The organism is Pseudomonas sp. 2725 (assembly GCF_050434585.1).
GTDB classification, from domain to species: Bacteria; Pseudomonadota; Gammaproteobacteria; order Pseudomonadales; family Pseudomonadaceae; genus Aquipseudomonas; species Aquipseudomonas jessenii.
The window spans coordinates 542,319-565,289 of record NZ_JBNDIV010000004.1 but is presented as its reverse complement, the minus strand read 5'-3'; the positions used below and the strand labels follow the sequence as shown (position 1 = coordinate 565,289).

Genomic DNA, 22,971 nt, shown 5'->3' with positions numbered 1-22,971 from the left:
GGGCAACGGTCACAGTCTTGCTCGATCGTCTTCATGCGGTCTGTTCCAGCCGCTCTTGTCGTCAGGAATCCTCCATGCGTTTTTGTAAATTCTTGCTTGTGAGTTGTTTGTCAGTGGTCAGCCTGGTCAGTCAAGCCGAAACCGTCAAAGGCCTTTACCTGGTGCGCGAGCCGGTGAATGGCCAGTCGCCCGAGGAGCGCGACCAGGCGACTCAGCGTGCGTTGGACACGTTGGTACTGCGCCTGACCGGCGACCCCAAGGCCGCTCAAAGTCCGGGGTTGGCAGCGATTCGCAAAGACCCGCAACAGATCATCAGCCAATACGGCTTTGAGGCCGGGCCCCCGGAAGTCCTGAAGGTCGATTTCGATCCGGGTACCACCGAGCAGGCCTTGCGCCGCGCCGGCCTGGCCATGTGGGGGGCCAATCGGCCGTCGATCCTCGGCTGGTGGTTGAATGATTCCACCGAGGGTTCGAGCCTGGTGGGCGACGGCCAGGCCAGCGCGGCGCCGCTGCGTCGGGCTGCTCAGCATCGGGGCTTGCCATTGCGCTTGCCATTGGCGGACCTGAACGAACAGATCGTCGCAACCGCGCCGAACCTGGAGGGCGCAGATCCCGCACCTTTGCATGCGGCATCGGAACGCTACAATGCCGACGCCCTGCTTGCCGTACACGCCAGGGAAGAGGGCGGGCAATGGCAAGCCAAGTGGCAATTGTGGCTGGGGGATAAAAAAGAGGCCGGCAGTGTGCAGGGCGCCGATCAGGCCGCCGTGGCCGATGCGGTGATGCTGGCCGTCAACGAGCGCCTGGCGCCGCGGTTTGTCGCCAGGCCGGGTGCTTCGAGCGAGCAATTGCTGGAAGTGCAAGGCATGAATCTTGAGCGCTACGCGTCGCTCGGACGATTGCTGGAACCGTTTGGCGGGCGTGTGCGCAGTGTCGACGGTGACCGGATTCTTTATCGGGTCAATGGCAGCGTCGATCAGTTGCGTGCGCAACTGTCGCTGGCCAGACTGCAGGAGGCGCCGGCGGGTCAGGCCCCGGCCCCGGTCGCGCCCGTTCAGCCAACCACCGGCAGCCCGGTGCCAGCCGCCGCACCGGCCCCGATCCCGCAGCTACGTTTTCGCTGGTAGTTTTTCTTTCTTTATATAGAAGCAATGGAGTGGTTCATGGCCGATACGCGGCGTTGGTTCTGGCTCGGCGGGGTGGTCCTGCTGTGTGTGTTTGTCTGGTTGTTGCATCCGATCCTGACGCCGTTCCTGGTGGCGCTGCTGCTGGCCTACCTGTTCGACCCGCTGGTGGATCGGCTGGAGAAGGCAGGCTTGTCCAGAACCTGGGGTGTCGTGGCGGTGTTTACCCTGTTTACATTGATCTTCACCGCGCTGCTGCTGGTGTTGGTGCCCTTGCTCGCCAGGCAGTTGTTTCGTTTGTATGAGCTGGCCCCGCAAATGCTCGACTGGCTGCAGCACACGGCGTTGCCCTGGGCGCAATCGAAGTTCGGCCTGTCGGACGGTTTCTGGAAGTTTGACAAGCTCAAGGCCGCCATCAGCGAGCATATGAGTCAGACCACTGATGTTGTCGGTGTGGTGCTGAGCCATGCAACGGCCTCGGGGCTGGCGTTGATCGGCTGGCTGGCGAACCTGGTGTTGATTCCGGTGGTGAGCTTCTACCTGTTGCGGGATTGGGACCTGATGATGGCCAAGGTCCGCAGCCTGCTGCCCCGTGATCGTGAAGCGCGCGCGGTGTCGCTGGCGGGTGAATGCCATGAAGTGCTCGGAGCGTTCGTGCGCGGACAGTTGCTGGTGATGGTGGCCTTGGGTGTGATCTACGCAGCAGGCCTGATGCTGGTCGGGTTGGAACTGGGTCTGCTGATTGGCCTGATTGCCGGTCTGGCGGCGATCGTGCCGTACATGGGGTTTATCATCGGCATTGGCGCGGCGCTGCTTGCGGGGCTGTTCCAGTTCGGTGGTGATCTTTATCCAATGCTCGGCATTGTCGCGGTGTTCATGGTCGGCCAGGCGCTTGAGGGTATGGTGCTGACGCCGTTGCTGGTCGGTGACCGGATTGGTCTGCACCCGGTGGCGGTGATTTTCTCGATCCTGGCCGGTGGTGAGCTGTTTGGCTTTACCGGTGTGCTGCTGGCGTTGCCAGTCGCCGCGGTGATCATGGTGCTGGTGCGCCATGTGCATGATTTGTATAAGGATTCTGATATCTACGGGAGGGCCGACGAGCCGCAGGTGTAAGGGCCGTCGATAGCTGATGGCGGGCTGCCCGGGTTCGTGCCGGATCAGCCTGCTGGCATCGCCCGGCTGTCACATGCACCGCCAAAGAATCTGTCACAAAACCAATGCATTAACGCAAACCTTTGATTTTGCTTGTGGTCTGTCGCATTGTGCGGTCCGCTTCACGGGTATAAACTTCGCAAACTTTACACAGAGGCCACTAACGGTTCCTTTGGAACTGTTCAGTAAGCATGAAACCGATTCAGCTGCCCCTAGGTGTGCGTCTGCGTGACGACGCCACCTTTATCAACTACTACCCAGGCGCCAATGCCGCTGCACTCGGCTATGTCGAGCGGCTGTGCGAAGCCGACGCCGGCTGGACCGAAAGCCTGATCTACCTTTGGGGCAAGGACGGGGTAGGGCGTACGCACCTGTTGCAGGCCGCCTGCCTGCGCTTCGAGCAATTGGGCGAGCCGGCGGTGTATCTGCCGTTGGCCGAGCTGCTCGATCGCGGCATTGAAATCCTCGACAACCTCGAACAGTACGAGCTGGTCTGCCTGGATGATTTGCAGGTGGTCGCCGGACGAGCAGATTGGGAAGAGGCGCTGTTTCATCTGTTCAATCGCTTGCGCGACAGCGGTCGGCGCTTGCTGATTGCCGCGTCGACATCCCCTCGGGAGCTGCCGGTGAAGCTGGCGGATCTCAAATCCCGCCTGACCCTGGCCTTGATCTTCCAGATGCGTCCGCTGTCCGATGAGGACAAACTGCGTGCCCTGCAATTGCGCGCATCCCGTCGCGGTCTGCATCTGACCGATGAGGTCGGGCATTTCATTCTGACTCGCGGTACCCGCAGCATGAGTGCGCTGTTCGAGTTGCTCGAGCGCCTCGACCAGGCCTCCCTCCAGGCTCAGCGCAAGCTGACAATCCCGTTTTTGAAAGAAACCCTCGGCTGGTAAACCCGCTGAAACCGGGGCTTTTAGCTGTTTCGGCATATTTCAGGCGCCAGAAATCCCGCTTTCCTGCAAGGTTGCAGGCCGCGTGTGTGTTTAAAATGGGCTTAAGCGCTTAGATGTAAACGAGAAACGGATAAGTCACAAAAAGATCGATTGAATTTGCAAATGAGGTTGATAGCGGGCATAGTCTCGGCTTCTTTACAACTTTTCAGCCACGGTCGTGCCCATGCTAAATCGCTTCGCACCCCTCGTGCCTCTCGCACTCGTTACCCTGTTGTTCGGTTGCGCTGCCCACACTCCAGTGGCCCAGCAGGCTCCGCAACAGCAGGTTCAAAACTCGGCTACCGCCCAGTCTTCCGCTCTCTTCCAGGAAGAACTGGCTACCGAAAAAGAACTCGCAGACTTCGCTGGCGGCAAGTCCTACCAGCTTCCGGTCCTGGCCGACAGCATCCTCGAACGTGGCATGTCCCTGATCGGTACCCGCTACCGTTTCGGCGGTACTTCTGAAGCCGGCTTCGATTGCAGTGGTTTCATCGGTTACCTGTTCCGCGAAGAAGCGGGCATGAACCTGCCACGCTCCACCCGCGAAATGATCAACGTGGACGCTCCGCTGGTCTCGCGCAGCAAGCTTGAACCGGGCGACCTGCTGTTCTTCGCAACCAACGGTCGTCGTGGTCGCGTCAGTCACGCCGGGATCTACCTGGGTGACAACCAGTTCATCCACTCCAGCAGCCGCCGCAGCGGCGGTGTGCGCATCGATAGCCTGGGCGACAGCTACTGGAGCAAGACCTTCATCGAAGCCAAGCGCGCCCTGGCAATGGCACCTAACGCGTCGCCAATCGTCACTGCACGCAAATAAGCGGACAAATTGTAAGGCGAACTTAAAGTCTTACTTGAAGTTTGTCGTGTAGCCGCTAGAATCTTGATCTACAAATGATGGCAAACCGCCTGCGTCCCACGCAGGCGGTTTTCTTTTCTGCGCTCCCCGCAGAAAAAGCCGCAGCCAGATCAGGATGTTCTGCTTATGACGACGTCGGCCCGCCTCGCAATCATGTTCTTCGCAGCGCTGCTCAGTGCCTGCGCCAGCCGCACACCGCCTCCTGCGCCGGTGGTTCGCGCTCCCATCGTATTTGGTTCCTCACAGGCTTTTTCGCCCGAAGCGGAAGACGTGCTGTTTCGCGCGCTCGGTCTGGTGGGCACGCCTTATCGCTGGGGTGGCAATACGCCGGATTCCGGATTTGATTGCAGCGGCCTGATCGCTTATGTGTACCGCGATGTCGCCGGTATTGCCTTGCCGCGTACCACGCGCGAGATGATCTCCATGCAAGCGGCGAATGTGGGCAAGGATGGCTTGCAGACCGGCGACCTGCTTTTCTTTGCCACCAATGGCGGTTCCCAGGTCAGTCATGCTGGCATCTATGTGGGAGAGGGGCGTTTCGTCCATGCGCCGGCCACCGGCGGCACCGTGAAGCTCGACAGCCTGTCCAAGGCGTATTGGCAAAAAGCTTACCTGAGCGCCAAGCGTGTTCTGCAGCCTGAACATTTGGCGCGCAATCCATAACCTCCGGAGCTGGTGGTCATGACTGCTCGCACGCTCAATCTCGACGACGCCCTGTACCAATACCTGCTCGATGTTTCCCTGCGCGAAACGCCTCTGCTCAAGCGCTTGCGCGATGAGACCCAGGCGCTGCCGATGGCACGCTGGCAGGTGGCGCCTGAGCAGGGGCAGTTTCTTGCTTTGCTGGTGAAACTGACGGGGGCCAGGCGTTTGCTCGAAGTCGGCACCTTTACCGGTTACAGCGCGCTGTGCATGGCGGCGGCATTGCCCGCTGGTGGCTCGCTGATTTGCTGTGACATTCCCGGTGACTACAACGCCACGGCCCTGCGTTACTGGCAGGAAGCCGGGCTGGCCGGACGCATCGATCTGCGTCTGGCACCTGCGCTGGAAACCCTCGACAAGCTGGACCAGCCAGGCCAGTTCGATCTGATTTTCATCGATGCCGACAAGGCCAACTACCCGGCTTATCTGGAGCACGCCCTGCGATTGCTGCGGGTCGGCGGGCTGGCGGTGTTCGATAACACGTTGTGGAGCGGGCGCGTGCTCGAGGCCAGTCCCGAGAGCGCGGACACCCGGGCGATCCAGGCGCTCAACCGGGCGTTGAAGGACGATGCGCGGGTGGATCTGTCGTTGTTGCCGTTGGGTGATGGGCTCACACTCTGTCGCAAACGCTAGACCCCTGAACCCTGTGGGAGCGGGCTTGCTCGCGAATGCGCAATGTCAGACGCCACATCTGTTGACTGATACACCGCCTTCGCGAGCAAGCCCGCTCCCACAGGGGAATATGTTGGCAGTTGGAATTTATTTTGCTGCCGACACCCGCCACACCTTGTTCCCCACATCATCGGCCACCAACAGGTCACCCTGTCGGTCGATCACCACGCCCACCGGGCGGCCCATGGCTTCTTCCTTGCCATTGAGAAACCCGCTGAGCACATCAACCGGATTCCCGACCGGCTTGCCGGCGCGGAAGGGCACGAAAATCACTTTGTAGCCGCTGTGCGGCCTGCGGTTCCAGGAGCCGTGCTGCCCGATGAATGCCCCTTGGGTGAAGGGCGGCGGCAGTTTGCTGTTTTCAGCAAACGTCAGGCCCAGTGATGCCGTGTGCGGGCCGACGGCGTAGTCCGGGGCGATAGCCTTGGCCACCAGGTCCGGGTTTTGCGGCTCGACGCGAATATCGACATGCTGGCCGTAGTAACTGTACGGCCAGCCATAGAATGCGCCGTCTTTCACCGAGGTGATGTAGTCCGGTACCAGGTCGCTGCCGATTTCATCCCGTTCGTTGACCGCAGTCCACAGCGCGCCACTGTGCGGTTCCCAGGCCATGCCGTTGGGGTTGCGCAGGCCGGACGCGAAGATCCGCTGCTGGCCGGTGGCGCGATCCACTTCCCAGATCGCCGCGCGACCTTCTTCCTTGTCCATGCCGTGTTCCGCAACGTTGCTGTTGGAACCCACGGTGACGTACAGCTTGCTGCCGTCCTTGCTGGCGATGACGTTTTTGGTCCAGTGGTGATTCAACAGGCCGCCCGGCAGGTCGACCACTTTTGCCGGCGGTGACTTGATCTGCGTATCGCCACTTTCATAGTGAAAGCGCAGCAGGCGATCAGTGTCGGCCACATACAGGTCATTGCCGACCAGGGTCATGCCGAAGGGCGAGTTGAGGTTTTGCAGAAACACCGTGCGGGTTTCCGCGACCCCATCGTGGTCCTTGTCGCGCAGCAAGGTGATGCGGTTGGCGCTGGGCACCCTGGCCCCGGCACGGCTCATGAATTTCTTCATGATCCAGCCGCGAATGCCTTTGCCGTCTTCGGGTTTGGGAGGGGCATTGGTTTCCGCCACCAGCACATCGCCATTGGGCAGTACATAAAGCCAGCGCGGGTGATCCAGGTCTTCGGCAAAAGCGGCCACTTGGGTGCCATTGGCGGCGATGGGCTTCGCACCCTGCGGCCAGCCGATGGCCGGGGCGATGTTCACGATCGGGATCAGGGTTTTGTCGGGTTCTGGCAGTTGAGGCGAAGGACCGGTGCCGTCGGAGACTTGCAGGCGGGCGGTCCCGCCACAAGCGGCGAGCCCTCCGCAGAACGCGATAACGAGAACGAGCGGGGGCGTGCGCATGCGGGTCTTCCCTATGAGTGCCTTGTTCTAATCATAGAGGCGCGTTGTCGTCCGATGGTTCAACCCTTAGCCACGTGCTTCCTTGAACAGCACTGCAATGCCGGGGTGATAGTTGCCGGCTTCGTTGCGCAACTTGCGGTAGGCATAGGGGAAATACCAGGCGACAGCGCAGGTGTGTTCCTTTTGCAGGTCGTCGACCATGTCCTGGAGTTCTTCCGGTGTGGCGCCCTGCTGGGCTTTTTGCGGGGCGACGAACAGGCAGCCGAGTTTCAGGTCGCTGGCGTGGCTCACGCGCTTCGCATCGCTGGCAACATCGAGCAGGGCCTGGGTCAGATTGAGGCTGTTGACCCGTGGCCAGCGCTGGCTGGTCTGGATGTAGGCGCGGGTTTCGGGTGAAGCCAGGAGCAGGTCGGCGCGGCTGTTGCGTTCGCCTTCTTCGGTCTGCTTGCGGGTTGGTGTCTGTTGCAGCGTGACCATCTCGGCCATCCAGGCGGCGGCAGACAGTAGTCCGAGATTGGCCTTTTCGTCGTGCCAGTACGGTGTGTCGCCATCACCGCGGACGGCGTTATAACGGTCGATGCATTCGAACCAGTGCTCGAGCACCGGGCGCAGGAATTCCAGCTTTGGATTGCTGATGATCATGCCTTGCATGGGCTCACCCTTGTTGTTGTGTTGTGAGGTTGTGGCTCTTTGATATCACTGCTGAGGGCGTGGCACAAGATTGACGTCAGTTTATTGATTGACGGCAGTTATTCGGTCGATGGCCTCCCGGCTTTAATTGACGCTCCACCCCCAACCCTCTAACCTTCGCGGCTTGTTTCAGGTGCTCTGTGGCTTGGGTCGACAGAGTGAAACAGGGAAGCCGGTGAGTGAGTCCTTCTGTTGGTCGAAGGCCTGCAATTCCGGCGCTGCCCCCGCAACGGTAAATGAGTGAAAACTGTGTGTGATGCCACTGTGTCGATTTGATGCGGGAAGGCGCACGGTCTGGCCCCGCGCCACTCATGAGCCCGGAGACCGGCCTGATTCATCCAGCGGCATCACGGTGGGCGATGCCAGGCTTTTTGCCTTCTATTCTTGTGCCTGCCCGCCGTTAATCCTGCCTCAACGGAGAGCTCCCCATGACTGACACCCCCGATCGTGACGAACGCCACCTGGCGCGCATGCAGCGCAAGAAAGCAGTGATCGACGAGCGCATCGCCAATTCCCCGAACGAGTGTGGCCTGCTGCTGGTGTTGACCGGCAACGGCAAGGGCAAGAGCAGTTCGGCCTTCGGCATGCTTGCCCGCGCCATGGGGCACGGCATGCAATGCGGCGTGGTGCAGTTCATCAAGGGCCGCAACAGCACGGGTGAAGAGTTGTTCTTCCGGCGCTTTCCCGAGCAGGTGCGTTTTCATGTGATGGGCGAAGGCTTTACCTGGGAAACCCAGGACCGCCAGCGCGACATCGCCGCCGCCGAAGCCGCCTGGGCGGTGTCGCAGCAACTGCTGCGCGATCCGTCCATCGGTCTGGTGGTGCTCGATGAGCTGAACATCGCCCTCAAGCACGGCTACCTCGATCTCGATCAGGTGCTCAGCGACTTGCAGGCCCGGCCGCCGATGCAACACGTGGTGGTCACCGGTCGTGCCGCCAAGCCGGAGATGATCGAGATGGCTGACACCGTCACCGAAATGGGCGTGATCAAGCACGCCTTTCAAGCCGGGATCAAAGCGCAGAAAGGCGTTGAATTGTGAGTCAGCCTCGGCACTGTCCGGCGGTACTGATTGCCGCGCCGGCCTCTGGCCAGGGCAAGACCACCGTCACCGCGGCGCTGGCCCGATTGCATCGCAATCAGGGGCGCAAGGTCCGAGTGTTCAAGTGCGGGCCCGACTTTCTCGATCCGATGATCCTCGAGCGCGCCAGCGGTGCGCCGGTGTATCAACTGGACATGTGGATGGTCGGCGAGCAGGAGAGTCGCCGGTTATTGTGGGAAGCCGCCGCTGAAGCCGACCTGATCCTGATCGAAGGCGTCATGGGGTTGTTCGACGGTACGCCGTCGAGCGCCGATCTGGCGCGGCATTTCGGTGTACCGGTGCTGGGGGTGATCGATGGCACCGCCATGGCCCAGACCTTTGGCGCATTGGCCCTGGGGCTGGCGCGTTATCAGCCGGACTTGCCGTTTGCCGGCGTGCTGGCCAATCGTGTCGGCACGCTGCGCCACGCGCAACTGCTCGAAGGCAGCCTGACTGAGGGTTTGCGCTGGTACGGCGCGCTGTCCCGGGAAACCGGGATCGAATTGCCGAGTCGGCACCTTGGGTTGGTGCAGGCCAGTGAGTTGAACGATCTCGACCTGCGCCTCGATGCGGCAGCCGATGCCCTGGCCAGCAGTTGCGAGGTCGCGCTGCCACCGGCAGTCGAATTCGCCGCCCCTGATGTCATCGCGGCCGAACCACTGCTGGCCGGTGTACGAATTGCCGTCGCCCGCGATGAAGCCTTTGCGTTTACCTACGGCGCGAGCCTGGATCTACTGCGGGCGATGGGCGCCGAGTTGTCATTCTTCTCGCCGATCCGCGACCGTGCGTTGCCGCAGGCGGACAGCCTGTATCTGCCAGGCGGTTACCCGGAACTGCACCATGTTGCGCTGGCGCAAAACACCGCGATGCTCGATGCGATCCGCGCCCACCACCAGGCAGGCAAACCGTTGCTCGCCGAGTGTGGCGGCATGCTGTATCTGCTCGACTCCCTGACCGATGTCGAGGGCACTCGCGCCGAACTGGTTGGCTTGCTGGCCGGTGATGCAGTCATGCAAAAGCGCCTGGCAGCGCTGGCTTTGCAAGCGGTGGAACTGCCGGAAGGCTCGCTGCGCGGGCACACCTATCATCATTCGCTGACCACCACTGAACTGGCGCCGATTGCCCGTGGCTTGAGCCCTAACGGCGGGCGCGGAGCGGAGGCGGTCTACCGTGAGGGGCGGATGACTGCCTCTTACGTGCACTTTTATTTTCCGTCGAACCCCTCGGCGATTGCCGCGCTGTTTGCGCCTGACCAAAACCCTGTGGGAGCGAGCCTGCTCGCGAAGAGGCCATGAGCGACAACGCATTCTCCGAAGCCGAGCGCGCGGCGGTGTACCGCGCCATCGCCGAGCGCCGCGACATGCGCCACTTCAGCGGCGGCACCGTCGAGCCCGAATTGCTCCGTCGCCTGCTCGAAGCCGCGCATCAGGCCCCCAGTGTCGGCCTGATGCAGCCCTGGCGCTTCATCCGCATCAGCGATCGCGCCTTGCGCGGGCAAATCCAGGCCCTGGTAGAAGAAGAACGCATCCGCACCGCCGAAGCCCTTGGCGAGCGCAGCGATGAGTTCATGAAGCTCAAGGTGGAAGGCATCAACGATTGCGCCGAGGTGCTGGTCGCCGCACTGATGGATGACCGCGAGCAGCATATCTTCGGCCGCCGCACGCTGCCGGAAATGGACATGGCTTCGTTGTCTTGCGCGATCCAGAACCTGTGGCTGGCGTCCCGTGCCGAAGGGCTGGGCATGGGGTGGGTGTCGCTGTTCGAACCACAGGCACTGGCGGACCTGTTGAGATTGCCGCCGGGTGCCAAGCCGTTGGCCGTGCTGTGCCTGGGGCCGGTCAAAGAGTTCTATCCGGCGCCGATGCTGGTGCTCGAAGGCTGGGCGCAGGCGCGTCCGCTACATGAATTGCTGTATGAAAATTATTGGGGAGTGAGTCAATGAGTGTGGCGTTGTTGAGTGTCGCCGCGGTTGCGCTGGATGCGCTGCTGGGTGAACCCAAACGCTGGCATCCGCTGGTGGCGTTCGGCCGTTTTGCCGAGCGCATCGAGCAACGTTTCAACGGCGGCGGTCGCGGCTGGCGCAGCCATGGCGTCACCGCGTGGGTGATTGCCGTGTTGCCACTGACGCTACTGGCCACGGCATTCTCCTGGGCGCCTTATGTCGGCTGGATCGTCGAGATTCTCGCGCTCTATTGCGCCCTCGGCATGCGCAGCCTCGGTGAGCACGTCACGCCTGTGGCCAAGGCCCTGCGCAGTAATGACCTGGAAGCGGCGCGCACTCGGGTGAGCTATCTGGTCAGCCGCCAGACCAGCGAACTGGATGAAACCGAAGTCGCCCGTGCCGCTACCGAGTCGGTGCTGGAAAACGGAAGCGATGCGGTGTTCGCAGCGTTGTTCTGGTTTGCCGTGGCGGGCGCGCCGGGCGTGGTGCTCTACCGCCTGAGCAATACGCTGGATGCGATGTGGGGTTATCGCAATGAGCGCTTCGAACGGTTCGGCTGGGCGGCGGCGAAGGTCGACGACGTACTCAATTACATTCCTGCGCGCCTGGTGGCACTGACATACGCGCTGCTGGGCAAAACCCGGCTGGCATTGAAATGCTGGCGCACCCAGGCCCCGACCTGGGATAGCCCGAACGCCGGCCCGGTGATGGCGGCAGGGGCGGGTGCCCTTGGTGTCGAATTGGGTGGGGCGGCGATTTATCACGGCGAACTGCATCAGCGTCCGCAGTTGGGTGAAGGTGTGCCGGCGGATGCCGACTCGATTGACCGGGGCTGGCAATTGGTCCAGCGCGGGGTATGGTTATGGCTGCTGATTCTCTGCCTGGGGGCCGAATTTTATGCTTGAGCACGGTGGGCGACTGCGCAAGGCGGCGCTCGAATACGGCATAGATGAAGCCGACTGGCTGGACCTGTCCACCGGCCTTGCGCCCTGGCCGTTTCCGGTGCCGGATATTCCGCTGCGGGCCTGGGCCCGTTTGCCGGAGACGGACGACGGTCTGGAGCAGGCCGCCTGTGATTACTACGGCACCTTGCAGGCATTGCCGGTGGCCGGCTCGCAAATGGCGATTCAACTGCTGCCGCGATTGCGTCGGGCGGGCAAGGTCGGCGTACTGTCGCCGTGTTATGCCGAGCACGCCGAAGCGTGGCGTCGCAACGGCTACATCGTGCGTGAAGTGCTGGAGCAGGAAGTCGACTTCTTTATCGACAGTTTCGACGTGCTGGTGGTAGTCAATCCGAATAACCCCACGGGCCTGAGCCTCACCCCCAGTCGGCTGCTCGACTGGCACACGCGACTGGCGCAGCGCGGTGGCTGGCTGGTGGTGGACGAAGCGTTCATGGATAACACGCCGCAACTGAGCCTGGCGCCGTTTGCCCATCAAGTCGGATTGATCGTCTTGCGTTCCTTTGGCAAATTTTTCGGCCTGGCCGGTGTGCGCCTGGGGTTTGTGCTGGCCGAGCGAAAGTTGCTCAAGTTGCTGGCAGAACAAGTGGGGCCGTGGGCCGTGAGCGGGGCAACCCGGGTAGTGGGTCAGGCCTGTCTGCGCGATACCGAGGGACAAACGCGGCAACGGGTGCGCACCGAAGAGGCCAGCGAGCGCCTTGCGTCGTTGTTGGAACAGCACGGCTTCGAGCCCCAGGGCGGTTGTGCGCTGTTCCAGTGGCTGATCACCGAGCGCGCCGAAGAGCTGCATGAATTCATGGCCCGGCGCGGCATTCTCCTGCGGTTGTTCACGCACAACAGCAGCCTGCGATTCGGCTTGCCCGGTGACGAAATCGCCTGGGTACGACTGGCGCGGGCGTTCGATGATTTCGCCAAGGAAAACCAATGACCACGCTGATGGTGCAGGGCACTACATCGGATGCCGGTAAAAGCACGCTGGTAACCGCGTTGTGCCGCTGGGTCACGCGTCAGGGCGTCAGGGTGGTGCCGTTCAAGCCACAGAACATGGCCCTCAACAGTGCGGTGACCGCCGACGGTGGCGAGATCGGCCGCGCCCAGGCGGTACAGGCCCAGGCCGCGCACCTCGAACCGCACACCGACATGAACCCGGTGTTGCTCAAGCCCAACAGTGACACCGGTGCCCAGGTGATCATCCATGGCCGCGCTGTCACGACCATGAATGCGGTCGCCTATCACGACTACAAAACCATCGCCATGCAAGCGGTGCTGGCCTCCCACGAGCGCTTGAGCGCGGCGTATCCGCTGGTGATGGTCGAGGGTGCGGGCTCGCCGGCGGAAATCAATCTGCGGGCCGGGGACATCGCCAACATGGGCTTCGCCGAAGCGGTGGATTGCCCGGTGCTGCTGATCGCCGATATCAATCGCGGCGGAGTTTTTGCCCATCTGGTAGGCACCCTCGAACTGCTGTCGCCGAGTGAGCAGGCGCGGGTCAAAGGCTTCATCATCAATCGTTTCCGTGGCGATATCGCGTTGCTGCAACCCGGTCTGGACTGGCTTGAAGAGCGCACCGGCAAACCGGTGATCGGCGTGCTGCCCTACGTGATGGATCTGCACCTGGAGGCCGAGGACGGCATCGATCAACGCCAGACCGATAAAGCCGAACAGGTGCTCAAGGTGGTGGTGCCGGTGCTGCCGCGCATCAGCAATCACACCGATTTCGATCCGCTGCGCCTGCATCCGCAAGTGGACCTGCAATTCATCGGCCCCGGCCAGGCGATTCCGCCCGCCGACCTGATTATCCTTCCCGGCTCGAAAAGTGTGCGCAGCGACCTCGCGTACCTGCGGGCCAACGGCTGGGACACCGCCATCGCCCGGCATCTGCGTTACGGCGGGAAACTGCTGGGGATCTGTGGCGGCCTGCAGATGCTCGGTGAGCAGGTACATGACCCGCTGGGCCTCGAAGGTGCGCCGGGTTCCAGTGCCGGTTTGGGGTTGCTGGCGTTCCAGACCCAGCTCGAACAAGAGAAGCAGTTGCGCAATGTGCGTGGTCGCCTGGTGCTGGAAGATGCGCCGGTGGCGGGCTATGAAATTCATGCCGGCGTGACCACCGGACCGGCCCTGGAACATGCCGCCGTGCATCTGGATGACGGCCGCTGTGATGGCGCGCAAAGTGCTGACGGGCAGATTTTCGGCACCTACCTGCACGGGCTTTTCGAATCGCCGGCGGCGTGCAGTGCTCTGCTGCGCTGGGCCGGGTTGCAGGATGTGCAGGCCGTGGATTACCACGCCTTGCGCGAGCGTGATATCGAGCGGCTGGCGGATCTGGTGGAGAAGCATCTGGATACCGGGCTGTTGCGGCAGCTCTGTGGATTTTGAGGTGAAAGCTCTGGCCTCTTCGCGAGCAAGCCCGCTCCCACAGTTGACCGCGTTCTAATGTGGGAGCGGGCTTGCTCGCGAAGACTGAAGTGGCCACACCGCCCATTTGAAAGGATGTAACCATGCTCCAACTGATCCTCGGCGGCGCCCGCTCCGGCAAGAGTCGCCTGGCTGAAAAACTCGCCATCGACAGCGCCCTGACCGTGACCTACATCGCCACCAGCCAGCCACTGGACGGAGAAATGAGCGAGCGGGTGGCCCATCACCGCGCCCGTCGTCCTGCCGAATGGGCCTTGATCGAAGAACCGGTGGAACTGGCCCGGGTGCTGCGTGAGTCCGCCCGTGTCGACCGTTGCCTGCTGGTGGATTGCCTGACCCTGTGGCTGACCAATCTGCTGATGCTCGACGATGCGCAGCGCTTGCACGCCGAGCGTGATGCCTTGCTGGACTGCCTGGCGTCGCTGCCGGGTGAAATCATTTTTGTCAGCAACGAGACCGGCATGGGTGTCGTGCCGCTGGGTGAGTTGACTCGTCGCTATGTCGATGAAGCCGGTTGGCTGCATCAAGCTCTGGCTGAGCGTTGCCAGCGTGTCGTCCTGACCGTCGCCGGCCTGCCCCTGACTCTGAAAGGAACTGCGTTATGACTCAATCCTGGTGGTTGAACCCGTGCAAGCCGGTCGATACCCAAGTGGTCGAACAGGCCCAGGCGCGGCAACAGCAACTGACCAAGCCGGCCGGCTCCCTCGGCCAGCTGGAAGCGCTGGCGGTGCAGTTGGCGGGATTGCAGGGGCGGGTCAAGCCGAGTCTGGAGCAGGTGTGGATCGCGATTTTTGCCGGCGACCATGGCGTCGTCGCCGAGGGCGTGTCGGCGTTTCCCCAGGAAGTCACCGGGCAGATGCTGCTCAACTTCGTCAGCGGTGGCGCGGCGATCAGCGTGCTGGCGCGGCAACTGGGCGCTTCCCTTGAGGTGGTGGATCTTGGCACGGTGACGCCGTCGCTAAACCTGCCGGGCGTGCGCCATCTGAATGTCGGCCCGGGCACGGCGAATTTTGTACAGGGACCGGCCATGACCCAGGCCCAGGGGCAACTCGCCTTGCAGGCCGGTCGTGACAGCGTGCAGCTGGCAATTGCCACCGGTGCGCAGTTGTTTATCGGTGGCGAAATGGGCATCGGTAACACCACCGCTGCCAGTGCATTGGCGTGTGCGCTACTCGATTGCCCGGTGGTGCATTTGACCGGACCTGGCACCGGGCTCAATGCCGAAGGTGTCAGCCACAAGGCCCAGGTCATCGAGCGCGCCCTGGCATTGCATGGCGCGCAGCGTGGCGATGCCTTGCAGACCCTGTTCAACCTCGGCGGCTTTGAGATCGCCGCGCTGGTCGGTGCCTATCTTACGTGTGCCCAGGAAGGTGTCGCGGTGCTGGTGGACGGCTTCATTTGCAGCGTCGCGGCACTGGTTGCGGTGCGCTTGAATCCAGAGTGTCGTCAGTGGCTGTTGTTCGGTCATCGCGGCGCCGAGCCGGGGCATCGTCATGTGCTGGAAACCCTGGATGCGCAACCCTTGCTCGATCTCGGCCTGCGGCTTGGCGAAGGCAGTGGTGCGGCGTTGGCTGTGCCGCTGCTGCGCCTGGCTTGCGACCTGCACGGGCAAATGGCGACCTTTGCCGAAGCCGCCGTGGCAGATCGTCCGGCATGACCTTGCGCGTGGATCTGTTGCGTCACGGTGAAACCGAACTCGGCGGCGGCCTGCGCGGCAGTATCGATGATACGTTGACCGACACGGGCTGGGCGCAGATGCGCGCCGCCGTGATCGGGCAAGGTCCGTGGGATCGGCTGGTCAGTTCGCCGTTGCAGCGTTGTGCGCGGTTTGCCGAGGAACTCGCTGCGCAACTGGGTGTTCCGGTGCAACTGGACAAAGACCTGCAAGAGTTGCATTTCGGCGCCTGGGAAGGACAGAGCGCGGCGGCGTTGATGGAAACCGACGCGCAGGCCCTGGGTTTGTTCTGGGTCGATCCCTATTCGTTCACGCCGCCTCAGGGTGAGCCGGTTGCAGACTTTTCGGCACGGGTGCTGGCAGCGCTGGAGCGTTTGCACGCGACCTGTGCCGGTGAGCGAATTCTGCTGATCAGCCATGGCGGTGTGATGCGTCTGTTGCTGGCACAGGCGCGCGGGTTGCCACGGGAGCAACTGCTCAACGTTGAGGTCGGGCATGGTGCACTGTTTTCGCTGACGGTGGAGCCTGCGGGCGTGTTGAAGGAAGTGCTCTGACCATGCTGCCATTCTGGATTGCCCTGCAATTTCTCAGCAGCCTGCCGATTCGCCTGCCCGGAATGCCTGAGCCCCGGGATCTGGGGCGGTCGTTGCTGTTTTATCCGCTGGTGGGATTGCTCTTTGGCGCGATTCTGTGGGCAGTCAACTGGCTGTTGCTGGGTACACCGACCTTGCTGCACGCGGCGCTGTTGCTGAGCCTTTGGGTGCTGCTCAGCGGCGGCTTGCATCTCGATGGCCTGGCGGACAGCGCCGATGCCTGGCTCGGTGGTTTTGGCGACCGTGAGCGCACGCTGACCATCATGAAAGACCCGCGCAGCGGGCCGATCGCCGTGGTGACGCTGGTGCTGGTGTTGTTGCTTAAATTCACCGCACTGCTGGCGTTGATCGAGCAGCCGCATTCGCTGGCCTTGATCATTGTGCCGTTGATCGGTCGCAGCGCATTGCTCGGCTTGTTCCTGACTACGCCCTATGTGCGTGCCGGTGGCCTGGGCCAGGCATTGGCCGATCATCTTCCGCGTTCGGCGGGCAAGCAGGTGTTGGCGGTCAGCGCGCTGGCCTGTGTGTTGATCGCCGGCGTCAGTGGTGTGCTGGCGCTGGTGTTGGCAGTGCTGGGGTTTGTCTGGTTGCGCCAGGTGATGCTGCGGCGCCTGGGTGGCACGACAGGGGACACGGCGGGCGCGATGCTGGAGTTGCTGGAAGTTGCAGTGCTGGTAGGCTTGGCGTTGGCCTGATCGGGTTGTGTTGAATGTTCCGGCCTCTTCGCGGGCAAGCCCGCTCCCACATTGGAATGCGATCAACTGTGGGAGCGAGCTTGCTCGCGATGGCGATCTACAGGACACCGCCCAATCACTGAACAAACCCCATGCCACTTGATTTAACCGACTCGCGGGTATATACACGCACCATGCTCGATTCCCAATGTTTATGCATCAACCTGCGTCGCGCCGCCCGTGGCGTCAGCAGGCACTACGACGGCGCTCTCGACGGCTTCGGGATCAACGTTGCGCAGTATTCTTTGCTGTGCAATCTGCAGCGTCTGGATCAGCCGAGCATCTCGACCCTGGCCGAGGCCATGGGCCTGGACCGCAGCACCCTGGGGCGCAATTTGCGTGTGCTGGAGGGTGATGGCCTGGTGACGCTGGTCGAGGGCGAGGACATGCGCAACCGCATCGTCCTGCTGACCGAGGCCGGGGCAGAGCGCCTCAAGGCTGCCTTGCCGGCCTGGGAAGCCGCGCAGCAGCGTTTGATCGATCGCCTGGGTGCCGAGAAGCGCGAAACCTTATTGAAGCTGCTGGACGAACTGGCATGATGCCGGTTTTTTCGATCTTAAGCGGGTATATACCCGCTATTGGAGAATAACAATGACATCGATGTGGCGTACTTGCGGCTGGGTTCTGTTGGGGAGTGCGCTGATCCTTGCGTTGTCGCTGGGGGTTCGCCATGGCTTCGGGCTGTTTCTGGCGCCGATGAGCGCCGAGTTTGGTTGGGGTCGTGAAGTCTTTGCCTTCGCCATCGCCCTGCAAAACCTGATCTGGGGCCTCGCCCAGCCATTCACCGGTGCCCTGGCCGACCGCTTCGGCGCAGCGAAAGTGGTGCTGATCGGTGGCGTCCTGTACGCGGCCGGGCTGATTTGCATGGGGCTCTCCGACTCGGCGATGACCCTGTCCCTGAGCGCCGGCCTGCTGATCGGCATCGGACTGTCGGGTACGTCGTTCTCGGTGATCCTGGGGGTGGTCGGCCGCGCGGTGCCACCGGAAAAACGCAGCATGGGCATGGGGATCGCCAGTGCGGCCGGTTCGTTCGGCCAGTTCGCGATGTTGCCCGGCACGCTCGGTTTGATCGGATGGCTTGGCTGGTCCGCGGCGCTGCTGGCGCTGGGCTTGCTGGTGGCGTTGATCGTGCCGCTGGTGGGCATGCTCAAGGACAAGCCGCTGCCCGTCCTGGGCCACGAACAGACCCTTGGCGAAGCGCTGCGCGAAGCCTGCTCCCATTCCGGCTTCTGGCTGCTGGCGTTCGGCTTTTTCGTGTGCGGATTCCAGGTGGTGTTCATCGGTGTGCACCTGCCGGCCTATCTGGTGGATCAACACCTTCCGGCGACGGTCGGCACCACGGTGCTGGCACTGATCGGCCTGTTCAACATCTTCGGCACCTATACCGCGGGATGGCTCGGCGGGCGCATGTCCAAGCCGCGTTTGCTCACCGGGTTGTACTTGCTGCGGGCGGTGGTCATTGCGTTGTTCCTGTGGGCACCGGTGACCACCACCACGGCTTATCTTTTTGGCATGGCCATGGGTTTCCTGTGGCTGTCGACGGTGCCATTGACCAACGGTACGGTGGCGACCTTGTTTGGTGTGCGAAACCTGTCCATGCTCGGCGGGATTGTTTTCCTGTTTCACCAACTCGGTTCGTTCCTGGGCGGCTGGTTGGGTGGCGTGGTGTATGACCGAACCGGGAGTTATGACTTGATCTGGCAAGTGGCGATTCTCTTGAGCCTGTTGGCCGCTGCCCTCAATTGGCCGGTGCGTGAGCGGCCGGTAGAGCGTCTGCAATCACAAATGAGTGCGATATGAACAACCTTTGGCCACGGATCGCTGTAGCCGCCGTCTGCGCCTTATTGCTGGCGTTGTCGTGGTGGGGCTGGCATCAGGGCGGGCTGGCGCTGATGCAGTTGGGCATGGGTGCTTGCTAGCGACTGGCGAGGGCGAGTAACGTCGCTTTTGACGAATTATCAAGGGTGCACCGACATGCTGATGCGCTGGATTGCAGTCCCCGCGTTGCTGGTGGCGTTTACCGGGCTGGCCTACGCGGCCGAGTGCCCGGAGCTGTTGCAAGGATCACTGCAAAAGCTGCGCGCCAAGGAATCCATCGATTTGTGCCAGCGCTTCGCCGGTAAACCGTTGGTGGTGGTCAATACCGCAAGCTTCTGTGGCTTTGCTCCGCAGTTCAAAGGCCTTGAGGCGCTGAACCAGCGCTTCAAGGGTCAAGGGCTGGAGGTAATTGGCGTTCCGTCCAATGACTTCAAGCAGGAGTCAAAGGATGGTGCCGAGACTGCCAAGGTCTGCTACGTCAACTATGGTGTGACCTTCACCATGACCGAGCCGCAAAGGGTTCGCGGCGACGATGCGACGCACTTGCTCAAGGTCCTCGCCAGTCAAAGCAGCGCGCCGAAGTGGAATTTCTACAAGTATGTGGTGGACCGCCAAGGCAAGGTGATCGCCAATTTCTCCAGCCTGACCAAGCCGGACGATCCCGAGTTCATTGCGGCGGTGGAAAAGGCGCTGGCTTCGCCACCACTTGTTTCGACCCCCTGACCTGTAGGAGCGATCTTGCTCGCGAAAATCTCAAGGCGCCTCGTTCATCCAGTAAACACACGTCATCGTTCGCGTCCATCGCGAGCAGGCTCGCTCCTACAAATGAAAAGCCCCGCCTCCGTGAGGAGAGCGGGGCTTTTTTGATTCAGCGGGCAAGCGGTTCAGGCTCGCCGGGAATCATCAGAAGCGGTAGGTCGCACCGAGACCGAAACCGTTCGCGTAGTTGTCATACTTGGCGTTGTAGGTCTGGCCATGGTCGTCGCCGTTGACCTTGACCGATTCCTCGCGCAGGTACGAGTACGCCAGGTCGATGGTCAGGTCGTCGGTCGGGCTCCAGCCGGCGCCCACGCTGAAAATCGTGCGATCGCCAGTCGGGATGCGTGGGGAACGGTCGACGTTGTTGGTCGGTGCCTGGTCAACGGACAAGCCGGTACGCAGTACCCATTGCTTGTTCAACTGGTAGGACGCGCCGATGGCGTGAGCCCAGGTGTCGTGCCAGTTCTGTTCTTCGGTGATGGTGCCGAACTGGCCGTTCAGAACAGCCGGAACACCTGTGTTTTCAACGGTGATTTCTTTCAGGCGGCTCCAACGGGTCCAGGTGCTGCCTGCGTAAAGAGTCCACTTGTCGTCGAGCTGGTGAGTGACCGAAAAGTCCACCGATTCAGGCGTGGTCACATCCAGCGAAGCGTCGTATTTCTGGCTCGGGTTCTGGCCGACCAGGCCCAGCAGGTTGTAGTTGACCTTGGTGTCGCCCTCGAGCTTGTACTTCACTTTCGAGTGGTAGGTCAGGCCGACACGGGTGCTGTCGGTGGCTTGGACCAGCACGCCGATGTTGTAGCCCAGGGCGGTGTCGTCACCCTTGATCTTGACATGACCATCGGGCAAGTTCGTTAAGGTCGGCAAGGCCGTTATGTTCGATTCCAGGCTGCCGTCGATGCGGTTGATGGTCGGGCCGAAACCGATGGAAACCTTGTCGTTGAAGGCGTAGCTGACAGTCGGTTGCACGGTGACGATCTTGACTTCGCTCTTGCTGCCGAAGTAACGACCCTCAAAGCCGTTTTCGTAGTCGGTTACCAGGCCGAACGGGGCGTATATGCCAATACCGAAGGCCCAATGGTCGTCGATTGGCTTGACGTAGTAACCCATGGGCACGGCGATGAACGGAACCATGTCGCCGTCATTGCTGCCACGGTTGTTCGGGGAGGAGCTTGCATGGCTGATGTCAGTGTGTGCGTCGATCATCGCAACACCGCCGGTAACTTGTTCGCGCTTGATGCGCGACATGCCGGCAGGGTTGCCAAAAATGGTGGATGCGTCGTCGGCAGAGGAAGATCGCCCGGCAAAACCTGACCCCATCCCGCTGATGCTTTGTTCGTTGAGGGCAAAGCCACTTGCAAAGATCTGGGTGGATGCCATGGCAACGGCGAGACTAATGGTGGTTTTGAGCATTACTTTTTTCATTATTAGAACTCCTGGTGATCACCGGGGCGAAAATTACCAACATTTTCGTTCCGGCGCCATAGGCTGTATGCCTTGATTTAGAGCGGTTTTGTAGGACAATCCGACCAGAATCGCGGCGTGTTACGCGATCTTTGGATCCAAGGGTGTCAGCAGGCTACCTGATTCAGGGGTGAAACACAGGTTTGCCAGGCGCAGGTGAAATCACGCAGACGTCCCTGGGGCTGAAATGTCTGGCGCCAGATTCTGGCCATACCCAGCAAATCATCAGGGGCGGGGAGGGGGGTGTTCTGTTCTTCCACCAGCAGCCAGGCGATGGCTGTGGCGTAACGCAGGTTGACGGTCAACTCGAGGTGCGGGCCACTCAGGAACGCATGCTGGCTGGCCAGGCCGCGGACCAGGCTCGCACGCTCCGGATCAAGGGCCAGGTAATGGTCCCAAAGGGCCTGGTGACGGGGCTCGGCGATGCGGTACAGGCCGTGCCCACGGCGGTCATGCAGGGCGGAACCAAGGGCGGACTGGCTGGCGGCAATGCCCAGCAGCAGGGATTCGGCCGTAGCGCTATGTTGTCCGAGATAGATCAATGTCGGACGAATCACATAACGGCACAGTTCGCTGGCAGCGATACCCATAAAACCCTCGAAACCTGAAATGGACGGCGACACCTGAGGGGGGCTTGGCAGCTGTGAATCGACTCAGGCTCGCCGCAAGCGGGTCAAGCCGCTTGAGTTGAAGTGTAGTGTCATATTCGCGCTGTAAAGGCCTGTTTTTAAAATATTTCCAGCGATCAGTTATAACCGTTATATCGGATCGTGCTTAGTCGTGATTCGAGGAAAGGGAAATATCGGGCAATAAAAAGCCCCGCTTTTCGGGCAGGGCTTTTGGGTTTTTCAGCCTTTCTGGCGTTTCAGGCAACCAGTGCCTGACGGGTACGCTCGATCACGGCCTGCAGCGGCTCGGCGCTGGAGTATTGATCGGGGTACAGGCGTTCGCTGTGACGAGCGATGCCGTGTTCGTTGACCAGGGTGAAGCTGAAGCAGCCTTTGCGAGCGGCCATGATCAGGCAGTTCATTGGTGCAAAAGCGTTGGTTAGGGTGCGAATGGCATCCTGAGTCTGGATTTGAGTAGACATTATTGGGTGTTCCTACAAATGACACGGATAAGAACCGTGCAACGTTAAAACGTTCCAGTAACGTCGATCACCATTGATCGAACGAAGAACCCGACTGGAACAAAGCAGCCAGTTTGAAGCGCTGATAAGTTGGCGCGCTTGGGCTGGCAGGTAGGTACTTAGGAGGGCAGGCAACACATCGAGGGCAAAGGTTCTGGGCCCGGGGTGAAGATCCTGATCAATTTGCAGGTTGGTTCGAGCAGAGTAGGCAGGCGGAGCAACATCCTTTGCTTTCGATTCAAAGGTTGTGTTGGCGCAAGATTTACCTGGAAACCATCGAGGTGGTCGATCCCGCTTGTTCGGTGGAGGCTTCCGTCGGGAAGGCTGACCGGGGGGATTTGTTCGACCAGAATTGACTTTCAGCTTGGTACTAACGTCGCGGATACTAACGGATTGAACTGGGCAAGGGAAGTGTGGTAGCGAAAAAAGTTTCCTGGCCGGTGCCTGATCGGGCTGTTTTGTCTTGTGGAGGCGCGCATAAAGCTGCAAGACCTGGGATTCATGCGCCCTGTTTCGGGACAAAATCCGACCATCGGTCATCGACGTTTGTAGCAGCGCAGCCGTCTGGACACCGGGTTTGCCAGGGCTTATCCCCAGGCATGACAAAAAAATGCGCCGAAAAAGTGCATGGATATAACCATCGTAAAGGCACTTGTGCACATTAGTTGCGCGGTCTGTCACCCCGCTGTCATCTCACGTTCAAGCGTAATGGCTGCCTGTAACCAAAATTTAAGTCAATGAAAAACATCGCTTTTTTTTACTGGTGAAAAAATCGTCAGTTTGACTGCGAGCCCCATTCCACAGGGCTTTGAGCGAGTTCAAGGGCGGTTGTCCACTGAGTTATCCACAGCTTCTGTGGATTGTCCCGA

The 22,971-nt window shown here is 61.3% G+C and carries 25 protein-coding genes and 1 riboswitch; of the genes, 20 read left to right on the top strand and 5 right to left on the bottom strand.

The genetic code is table 11. The features are described from left to right. The first annotated feature begins 74 nt into the window (after window positions 1-74). The 6 genes from ABIE16_RS14000 (at window position 75) to ABIE16_RS13975 (ending at window position 5,402) form a co-directional block, all read left to right on the top strand. Entirely contained in the window at window positions 75-1,127 is a 1,053-nt protein-coding gene (locus tag ABIE16_RS14000; protein WP_429521385.1) for a DUF2066 domain-containing protein, read from the top strand. A 36-nt stretch (window positions 1,128-1,163) separates the two neighbouring features. Continuing rightward, window positions 1,164-2,237 carry an AI-2E family transporter gene (locus ABIE16_RS13995; protein ID WP_090453906.1) on the top strand — a complete coding sequence of 358 codons (1,074 nt, stop codon included), beginning with the start codon at window positions 1,164-1,166 and terminating at the stop codon, window positions 2,235-2,237. A gap of 230 nt (window positions 2,238-2,467) precedes the next feature. Further along, window positions 2,468-3,172 (top strand): DnaA regulatory inactivator Hda, encoded by a 705-nt coding sequence (gene hda, locus ABIE16_RS13990; protein WP_007984552.1) that lies wholly within the window; start codon window positions 2,468-2,470, stop codon window positions 3,170-3,172. A 223-nt stretch (window positions 3,173-3,395) separates the two neighbouring features. Further along, window positions 3,396-4,028: a C40 family peptidase gene (locus tag ABIE16_RS13985; protein WP_057715813.1), complete on the top strand. Its 633-nt coding sequence runs from the start codon at window positions 3,396-3,398 to the stop codon at window positions 4,026-4,028. Window positions 4,029-4,193: 165 nt separating this feature from the next. Then, window positions 4,194-4,730, top strand: coding sequence for a C40 family peptidase (locus tag ABIE16_RS13980; protein ID WP_057715812.1), 537 nt, complete (start codon window positions 4,194-4,196; stop codon window positions 4,728-4,730). An 18-nt stretch (window positions 4,731-4,748) separates the two neighbouring features. Then, complete coding sequence (locus tag ABIE16_RS13975; protein WP_429521384.1) at window positions 4,749-5,402, top strand: O-methyltransferase; 654 nt, start codon at window positions 4,749-4,751, stop codon at window positions 5,400-5,402. A gap of 126 nt (window positions 5,403-5,528) precedes the next feature. On the opposite strand, the gene ABIE16_RS13970 is transcribed toward ABIE16_RS13975, so the two are convergent. Both ABIE16_RS13970 and ABIE16_RS13965 read right to left on the bottom strand, forming a co-directional pair. Then, the gene (locus tag ABIE16_RS13970; RefSeq protein ID WP_429521383.1) at window positions 5,529-6,842 is read right to left on the bottom strand and encodes a PQQ-dependent sugar dehydrogenase; all 1,314 of its coding nucleotides are present in this window, start codon (window positions 6,840-6,842) and stop codon (window positions 5,529-5,531) included. A 66-nt stretch (window positions 6,843-6,908) separates the two neighbouring features. Next, window positions 6,909-7,493, bottom strand: coding sequence for a hypothetical protein (locus tag ABIE16_RS13965; RefSeq protein WP_429521382.1), 585 nt, complete (start codon window positions 7,491-7,493; stop codon window positions 6,909-6,911). A 153-nt stretch (window positions 7,494-7,646) separates the two neighbouring features. Beyond that, window positions 7,647-7,879: riboswitch (cobalamin riboswitch) on the top strand. A gap of 81 nt (window positions 7,880-7,960) precedes the next feature. Here ABIE16_RS13965 and cobO point away from each other — a divergent pair. The 14 genes from cobO to ABIE16_RS13895 all read left to right on the top strand — a co-directional run bounded on the left by cobO (window position 7,961) and on the right by ABIE16_RS13895 (window position 19,473). Next, window positions 7,961-8,572: a cob(I)yrinic acid a,c-diamide adenosyltransferase gene (gene cobO / locus ABIE16_RS13960; RefSeq protein WP_057715808.1), complete on the top strand. Its 612-nt coding sequence runs from the start codon at window positions 7,961-7,963 to the stop codon at window positions 8,570-8,572. Continuing rightward, window positions 8,569-9,906 carry a cobyrinate a,c-diamide synthase gene (locus tag ABIE16_RS13955; RefSeq protein ID WP_057715807.1) on the top strand — a complete coding sequence of 446 codons (1,338 nt, stop codon included), beginning with the start codon at window positions 8,569-8,571 and terminating at the stop codon, window positions 9,904-9,906. The genes cobO and ABIE16_RS13955 overlap by 4 nt, the downstream gene beginning before the upstream one ends. After that, window positions 9,903-10,553, top strand: a complete 651-nt coding sequence (gene bluB / locus ABIE16_RS13950; RefSeq protein ID WP_090453914.1) for a 5,6-dimethylbenzimidazole synthase — start codon at window positions 9,903-9,905, stop codon at window positions 10,551-10,553. Before ABIE16_RS13955 ends, bluB begins: the two co-directional genes overlap by 4 nt. Continuing rightward, on the top strand, window positions 10,550-11,458 hold the full coding sequence (gene cbiB / locus ABIE16_RS13945) for an adenosylcobinamide-phosphate synthase CbiB (RefSeq protein WP_090453916.1): 909 nt from the start codon (window positions 10,550-10,552) through the stop codon (window positions 11,456-11,458). The genes bluB and cbiB overlap by 4 nt, the downstream gene beginning before the upstream one ends. Beyond that, window positions 11,451-12,443 carry a threonine-phosphate decarboxylase CobD gene (cobD, locus tag ABIE16_RS13940; protein WP_340315130.1) on the top strand — a complete coding sequence of 331 codons (993 nt, stop codon included), beginning with the start codon at window positions 11,451-11,453 and terminating at the stop codon, window positions 12,441-12,443. Before cbiB ends, cobD begins: the two co-directional genes overlap by 8 nt. After that, window positions 12,440-13,891: a cobyric acid synthase gene (locus tag ABIE16_RS13935; protein WP_429521381.1), complete on the top strand. Its 1,452-nt coding sequence runs from the start codon at window positions 12,440-12,442 to the stop codon at window positions 13,889-13,891. Before cobD ends, ABIE16_RS13935 begins: the two co-directional genes overlap by 4 nt. A gap of 122 nt (window positions 13,892-14,013) precedes the next feature. Then, window positions 14,014-14,535, top strand: coding sequence for a bifunctional adenosylcobinamide kinase/adenosylcobinamide-phosphate guanylyltransferase (gene cobU / locus ABIE16_RS13930; protein WP_429521380.1), 522 nt, complete (start codon window positions 14,014-14,016; stop codon window positions 14,533-14,535). Beyond that, window positions 14,532-15,587, top strand: coding sequence for a nicotinate-nucleotide--dimethylbenzimidazole phosphoribosyltransferase (gene cobT / locus ABIE16_RS13925; RefSeq protein WP_429521379.1), 1,056 nt, complete (start codon window positions 14,532-14,534; stop codon window positions 15,585-15,587). Before cobU ends, cobT begins: the two co-directional genes overlap by 4 nt. Next, window positions 15,584-16,159 (top strand): alpha-ribazole phosphatase family protein, encoded by a 576-nt coding sequence (gene cobC / locus ABIE16_RS13920; RefSeq protein WP_429521378.1) that lies wholly within the window; start codon window positions 15,584-15,586, stop codon window positions 16,157-16,159. The genes cobT and cobC overlap by 4 nt, the downstream gene beginning before the upstream one ends. Window positions 16,160-16,161: 2 nt before the next feature. Next, window positions 16,162-16,893 carry an adenosylcobinamide-GDP ribazoletransferase gene (locus tag ABIE16_RS13915; RefSeq protein WP_218497179.1) on the top strand — a complete coding sequence of 244 codons (732 nt, stop codon included), beginning with the start codon at window positions 16,162-16,164 and terminating at the stop codon, window positions 16,891-16,893. Window positions 16,894-17,066: 173 nt separating this feature from the next. Beyond that, complete coding sequence (locus ABIE16_RS13910; protein WP_046037619.1) at window positions 17,067-17,471, top strand: MarR family winged helix-turn-helix transcriptional regulator; 405 nt, start codon at window positions 17,067-17,069, stop codon at window positions 17,469-17,471. A gap of 52 nt (window positions 17,472-17,523) precedes the next feature. Further along, a complete protein-coding gene (locus ABIE16_RS13905; protein WP_057715797.1) occupies window positions 17,524-18,732 on the top strand; it encodes an MFS transporter in 1,209 nt (402 codons plus the stop codon). Next, complete coding sequence (locus ABIE16_RS13900) at window positions 18,729-18,851, top strand: hypothetical protein (protein WP_008051054.1); 123 nt, start codon at window positions 18,729-18,731, stop codon at window positions 18,849-18,851. Before ABIE16_RS13905 ends, ABIE16_RS13900 begins: the two co-directional genes overlap by 4 nt. Before the next feature lie 55 nt (window positions 18,852-18,906). Next, the gene (locus ABIE16_RS13895) at window positions 18,907-19,473 is read left to right on the top strand and encodes a glutathione peroxidase (protein ID WP_429521377.1); all 567 of its coding nucleotides are present in this window, start codon (window positions 18,907-18,909) and stop codon (window positions 19,471-19,473) included. Window positions 19,474-19,653: 180 nt separating this feature from the next. On the opposite strand, the gene ABIE16_RS13890 is transcribed toward ABIE16_RS13895, so the two are convergent. From ABIE16_RS13890 to ABIE16_RS13880, 3 genes are all read right to left on the bottom strand, one after another. Continuing rightward, window positions 19,654-20,934 (bottom strand): OmpP1/FadL family transporter, encoded by a 1,281-nt coding sequence (locus ABIE16_RS13890; protein WP_057715795.1) that lies wholly within the window; start codon window positions 20,932-20,934, stop codon window positions 19,654-19,656. A gap of 146 nt (window positions 20,935-21,080) precedes the next feature. Next, window positions 21,081-21,563 (bottom strand): hypothetical protein, encoded by a 483-nt coding sequence (locus ABIE16_RS13885; RefSeq protein WP_057715794.1) that lies wholly within the window; start codon window positions 21,561-21,563, stop codon window positions 21,081-21,083. A gap of 275 nt (window positions 21,564-21,838) precedes the next feature. Then, the gene (locus tag ABIE16_RS13880) at window positions 21,839-22,063 is read right to left on the bottom strand and encodes a hypothetical protein (RefSeq protein WP_008051046.1); all 225 of its coding nucleotides are present in this window, start codon (window positions 22,061-22,063) and stop codon (window positions 21,839-21,841) included. Window positions 22,064-22,971: the final 908 nt, after the last annotated feature.

Coding starts and splice junctions, on each gene's coding strand:
- ABIE16_RS14000 (WP_429521385.1), top strand. CDS start 75: ATGCGTTTTTGTAAATTCTTGCTTGTGAGTTGTTTGTCAGTGGTCAGC.
- ABIE16_RS13995 (WP_090453906.1), top strand. CDS start 1,164: ATGGCCGATACGCGGCGTTGGTTCTGGCTCGGCGGGGTGGTCCTGCTG.
- hda (WP_007984552.1), top strand. CDS start 2,468: ATGAAACCGATTCAGCTGCCCCTAGGTGTGCGTCTGCGTGACGACGCC.
- ABIE16_RS13985 (WP_057715813.1), top strand. CDS start 3,396: ATGCTAAATCGCTTCGCACCCCTCGTGCCTCTCGCACTCGTTACCCTG.
- ABIE16_RS13980 (WP_057715812.1), top strand. CDS start 4,194: ATGACGACGTCGGCCCGCCTCGCAATCATGTTCTTCGCAGCGCTGCTC.
- ABIE16_RS13975 (WP_429521384.1), top strand. CDS start 4,749: ATGACTGCTCGCACGCTCAATCTCGACGACGCCCTGTACCAATACCTG.
- ABIE16_RS13970 (WP_429521383.1), bottom strand. CDS start 6,842: ATGCGCACGCCCCCGCTCGTTCTCGTTATCGCGTTCTGCGGAGGGCTC.
- ABIE16_RS13965 (WP_429521382.1), bottom strand. CDS start 7,493: ATGCAAGGCATGATCATCAGCAATCCAAAGCTGGAATTCCTGCGCCCG.
- cobO (WP_057715808.1), top strand. CDS start 7,961: ATGACTGACACCCCCGATCGTGACGAACGCCACCTGGCGCGCATGCAG.
- bluB (WP_090453914.1), top strand. CDS start 9,903: ATGAGCGACAACGCATTCTCCGAAGCCGAGCGCGCGGCGGTGTACCGC.
- cbiB (WP_090453916.1), top strand. CDS start 10,550: ATGAGTGTGGCGTTGTTGAGTGTCGCCGCGGTTGCGCTGGATGCGCTG.
- cobD (WP_340315130.1), top strand. CDS start 11,451: ATGCTTGAGCACGGTGGGCGACTGCGCAAGGCGGCGCTCGAATACGGC.
- ABIE16_RS13935 (WP_429521381.1), top strand. CDS start 12,440: ATGACCACGCTGATGGTGCAGGGCACTACATCGGATGCCGGTAAAAGC.
- cobU (WP_429521380.1), top strand. CDS start 14,014: ATGCTCCAACTGATCCTCGGCGGCGCCCGCTCCGGCAAGAGTCGCCTG.
- cobT (WP_429521379.1), top strand. CDS start 14,532: ATGACTCAATCCTGGTGGTTGAACCCGTGCAAGCCGGTCGATACCCAA.
- cobC (WP_429521378.1), top strand. CDS start 15,584: ATGACCTTGCGCGTGGATCTGTTGCGTCACGGTGAAACCGAACTCGGC.
- ABIE16_RS13915 (WP_218497179.1), top strand. CDS start 16,162: ATGCTGCCATTCTGGATTGCCCTGCAATTTCTCAGCAGCCTGCCGATT.
- ABIE16_RS13910 (WP_046037619.1), top strand. CDS start 17,067: ATGCTCGATTCCCAATGTTTATGCATCAACCTGCGTCGCGCCGCCCGT.
- ABIE16_RS13905 (WP_057715797.1), top strand. CDS start 17,524: ATGACATCGATGTGGCGTACTTGCGGCTGGGTTCTGTTGGGGAGTGCG.
- ABIE16_RS13900 (WP_008051054.1), top strand. CDS start 18,729: ATGAACAACCTTTGGCCACGGATCGCTGTAGCCGCCGTCTGCGCCTTA.
- ABIE16_RS13895 (WP_429521377.1), top strand. CDS start 18,907: ATGCTGATGCGCTGGATTGCAGTCCCCGCGTTGCTGGTGGCGTTTACC.
- ABIE16_RS13890 (WP_057715795.1), bottom strand. CDS start 20,934: ATGAAAAAAGTAATGCTCAAAACCACCATTAGTCTCGCCGTTGCCATG.
- ABIE16_RS13885 (WP_057715794.1), bottom strand. CDS start 21,563: ATGGGTATCGCTGCCAGCGAACTGTGCCGTTATGTGATTCGTCCGACA.
- ABIE16_RS13880 (WP_008051046.1), bottom strand. CDS start 22,063: ATGTCTACTCAAATCCAGACTCAGGATGCCATTCGCACCCTAACCAAC.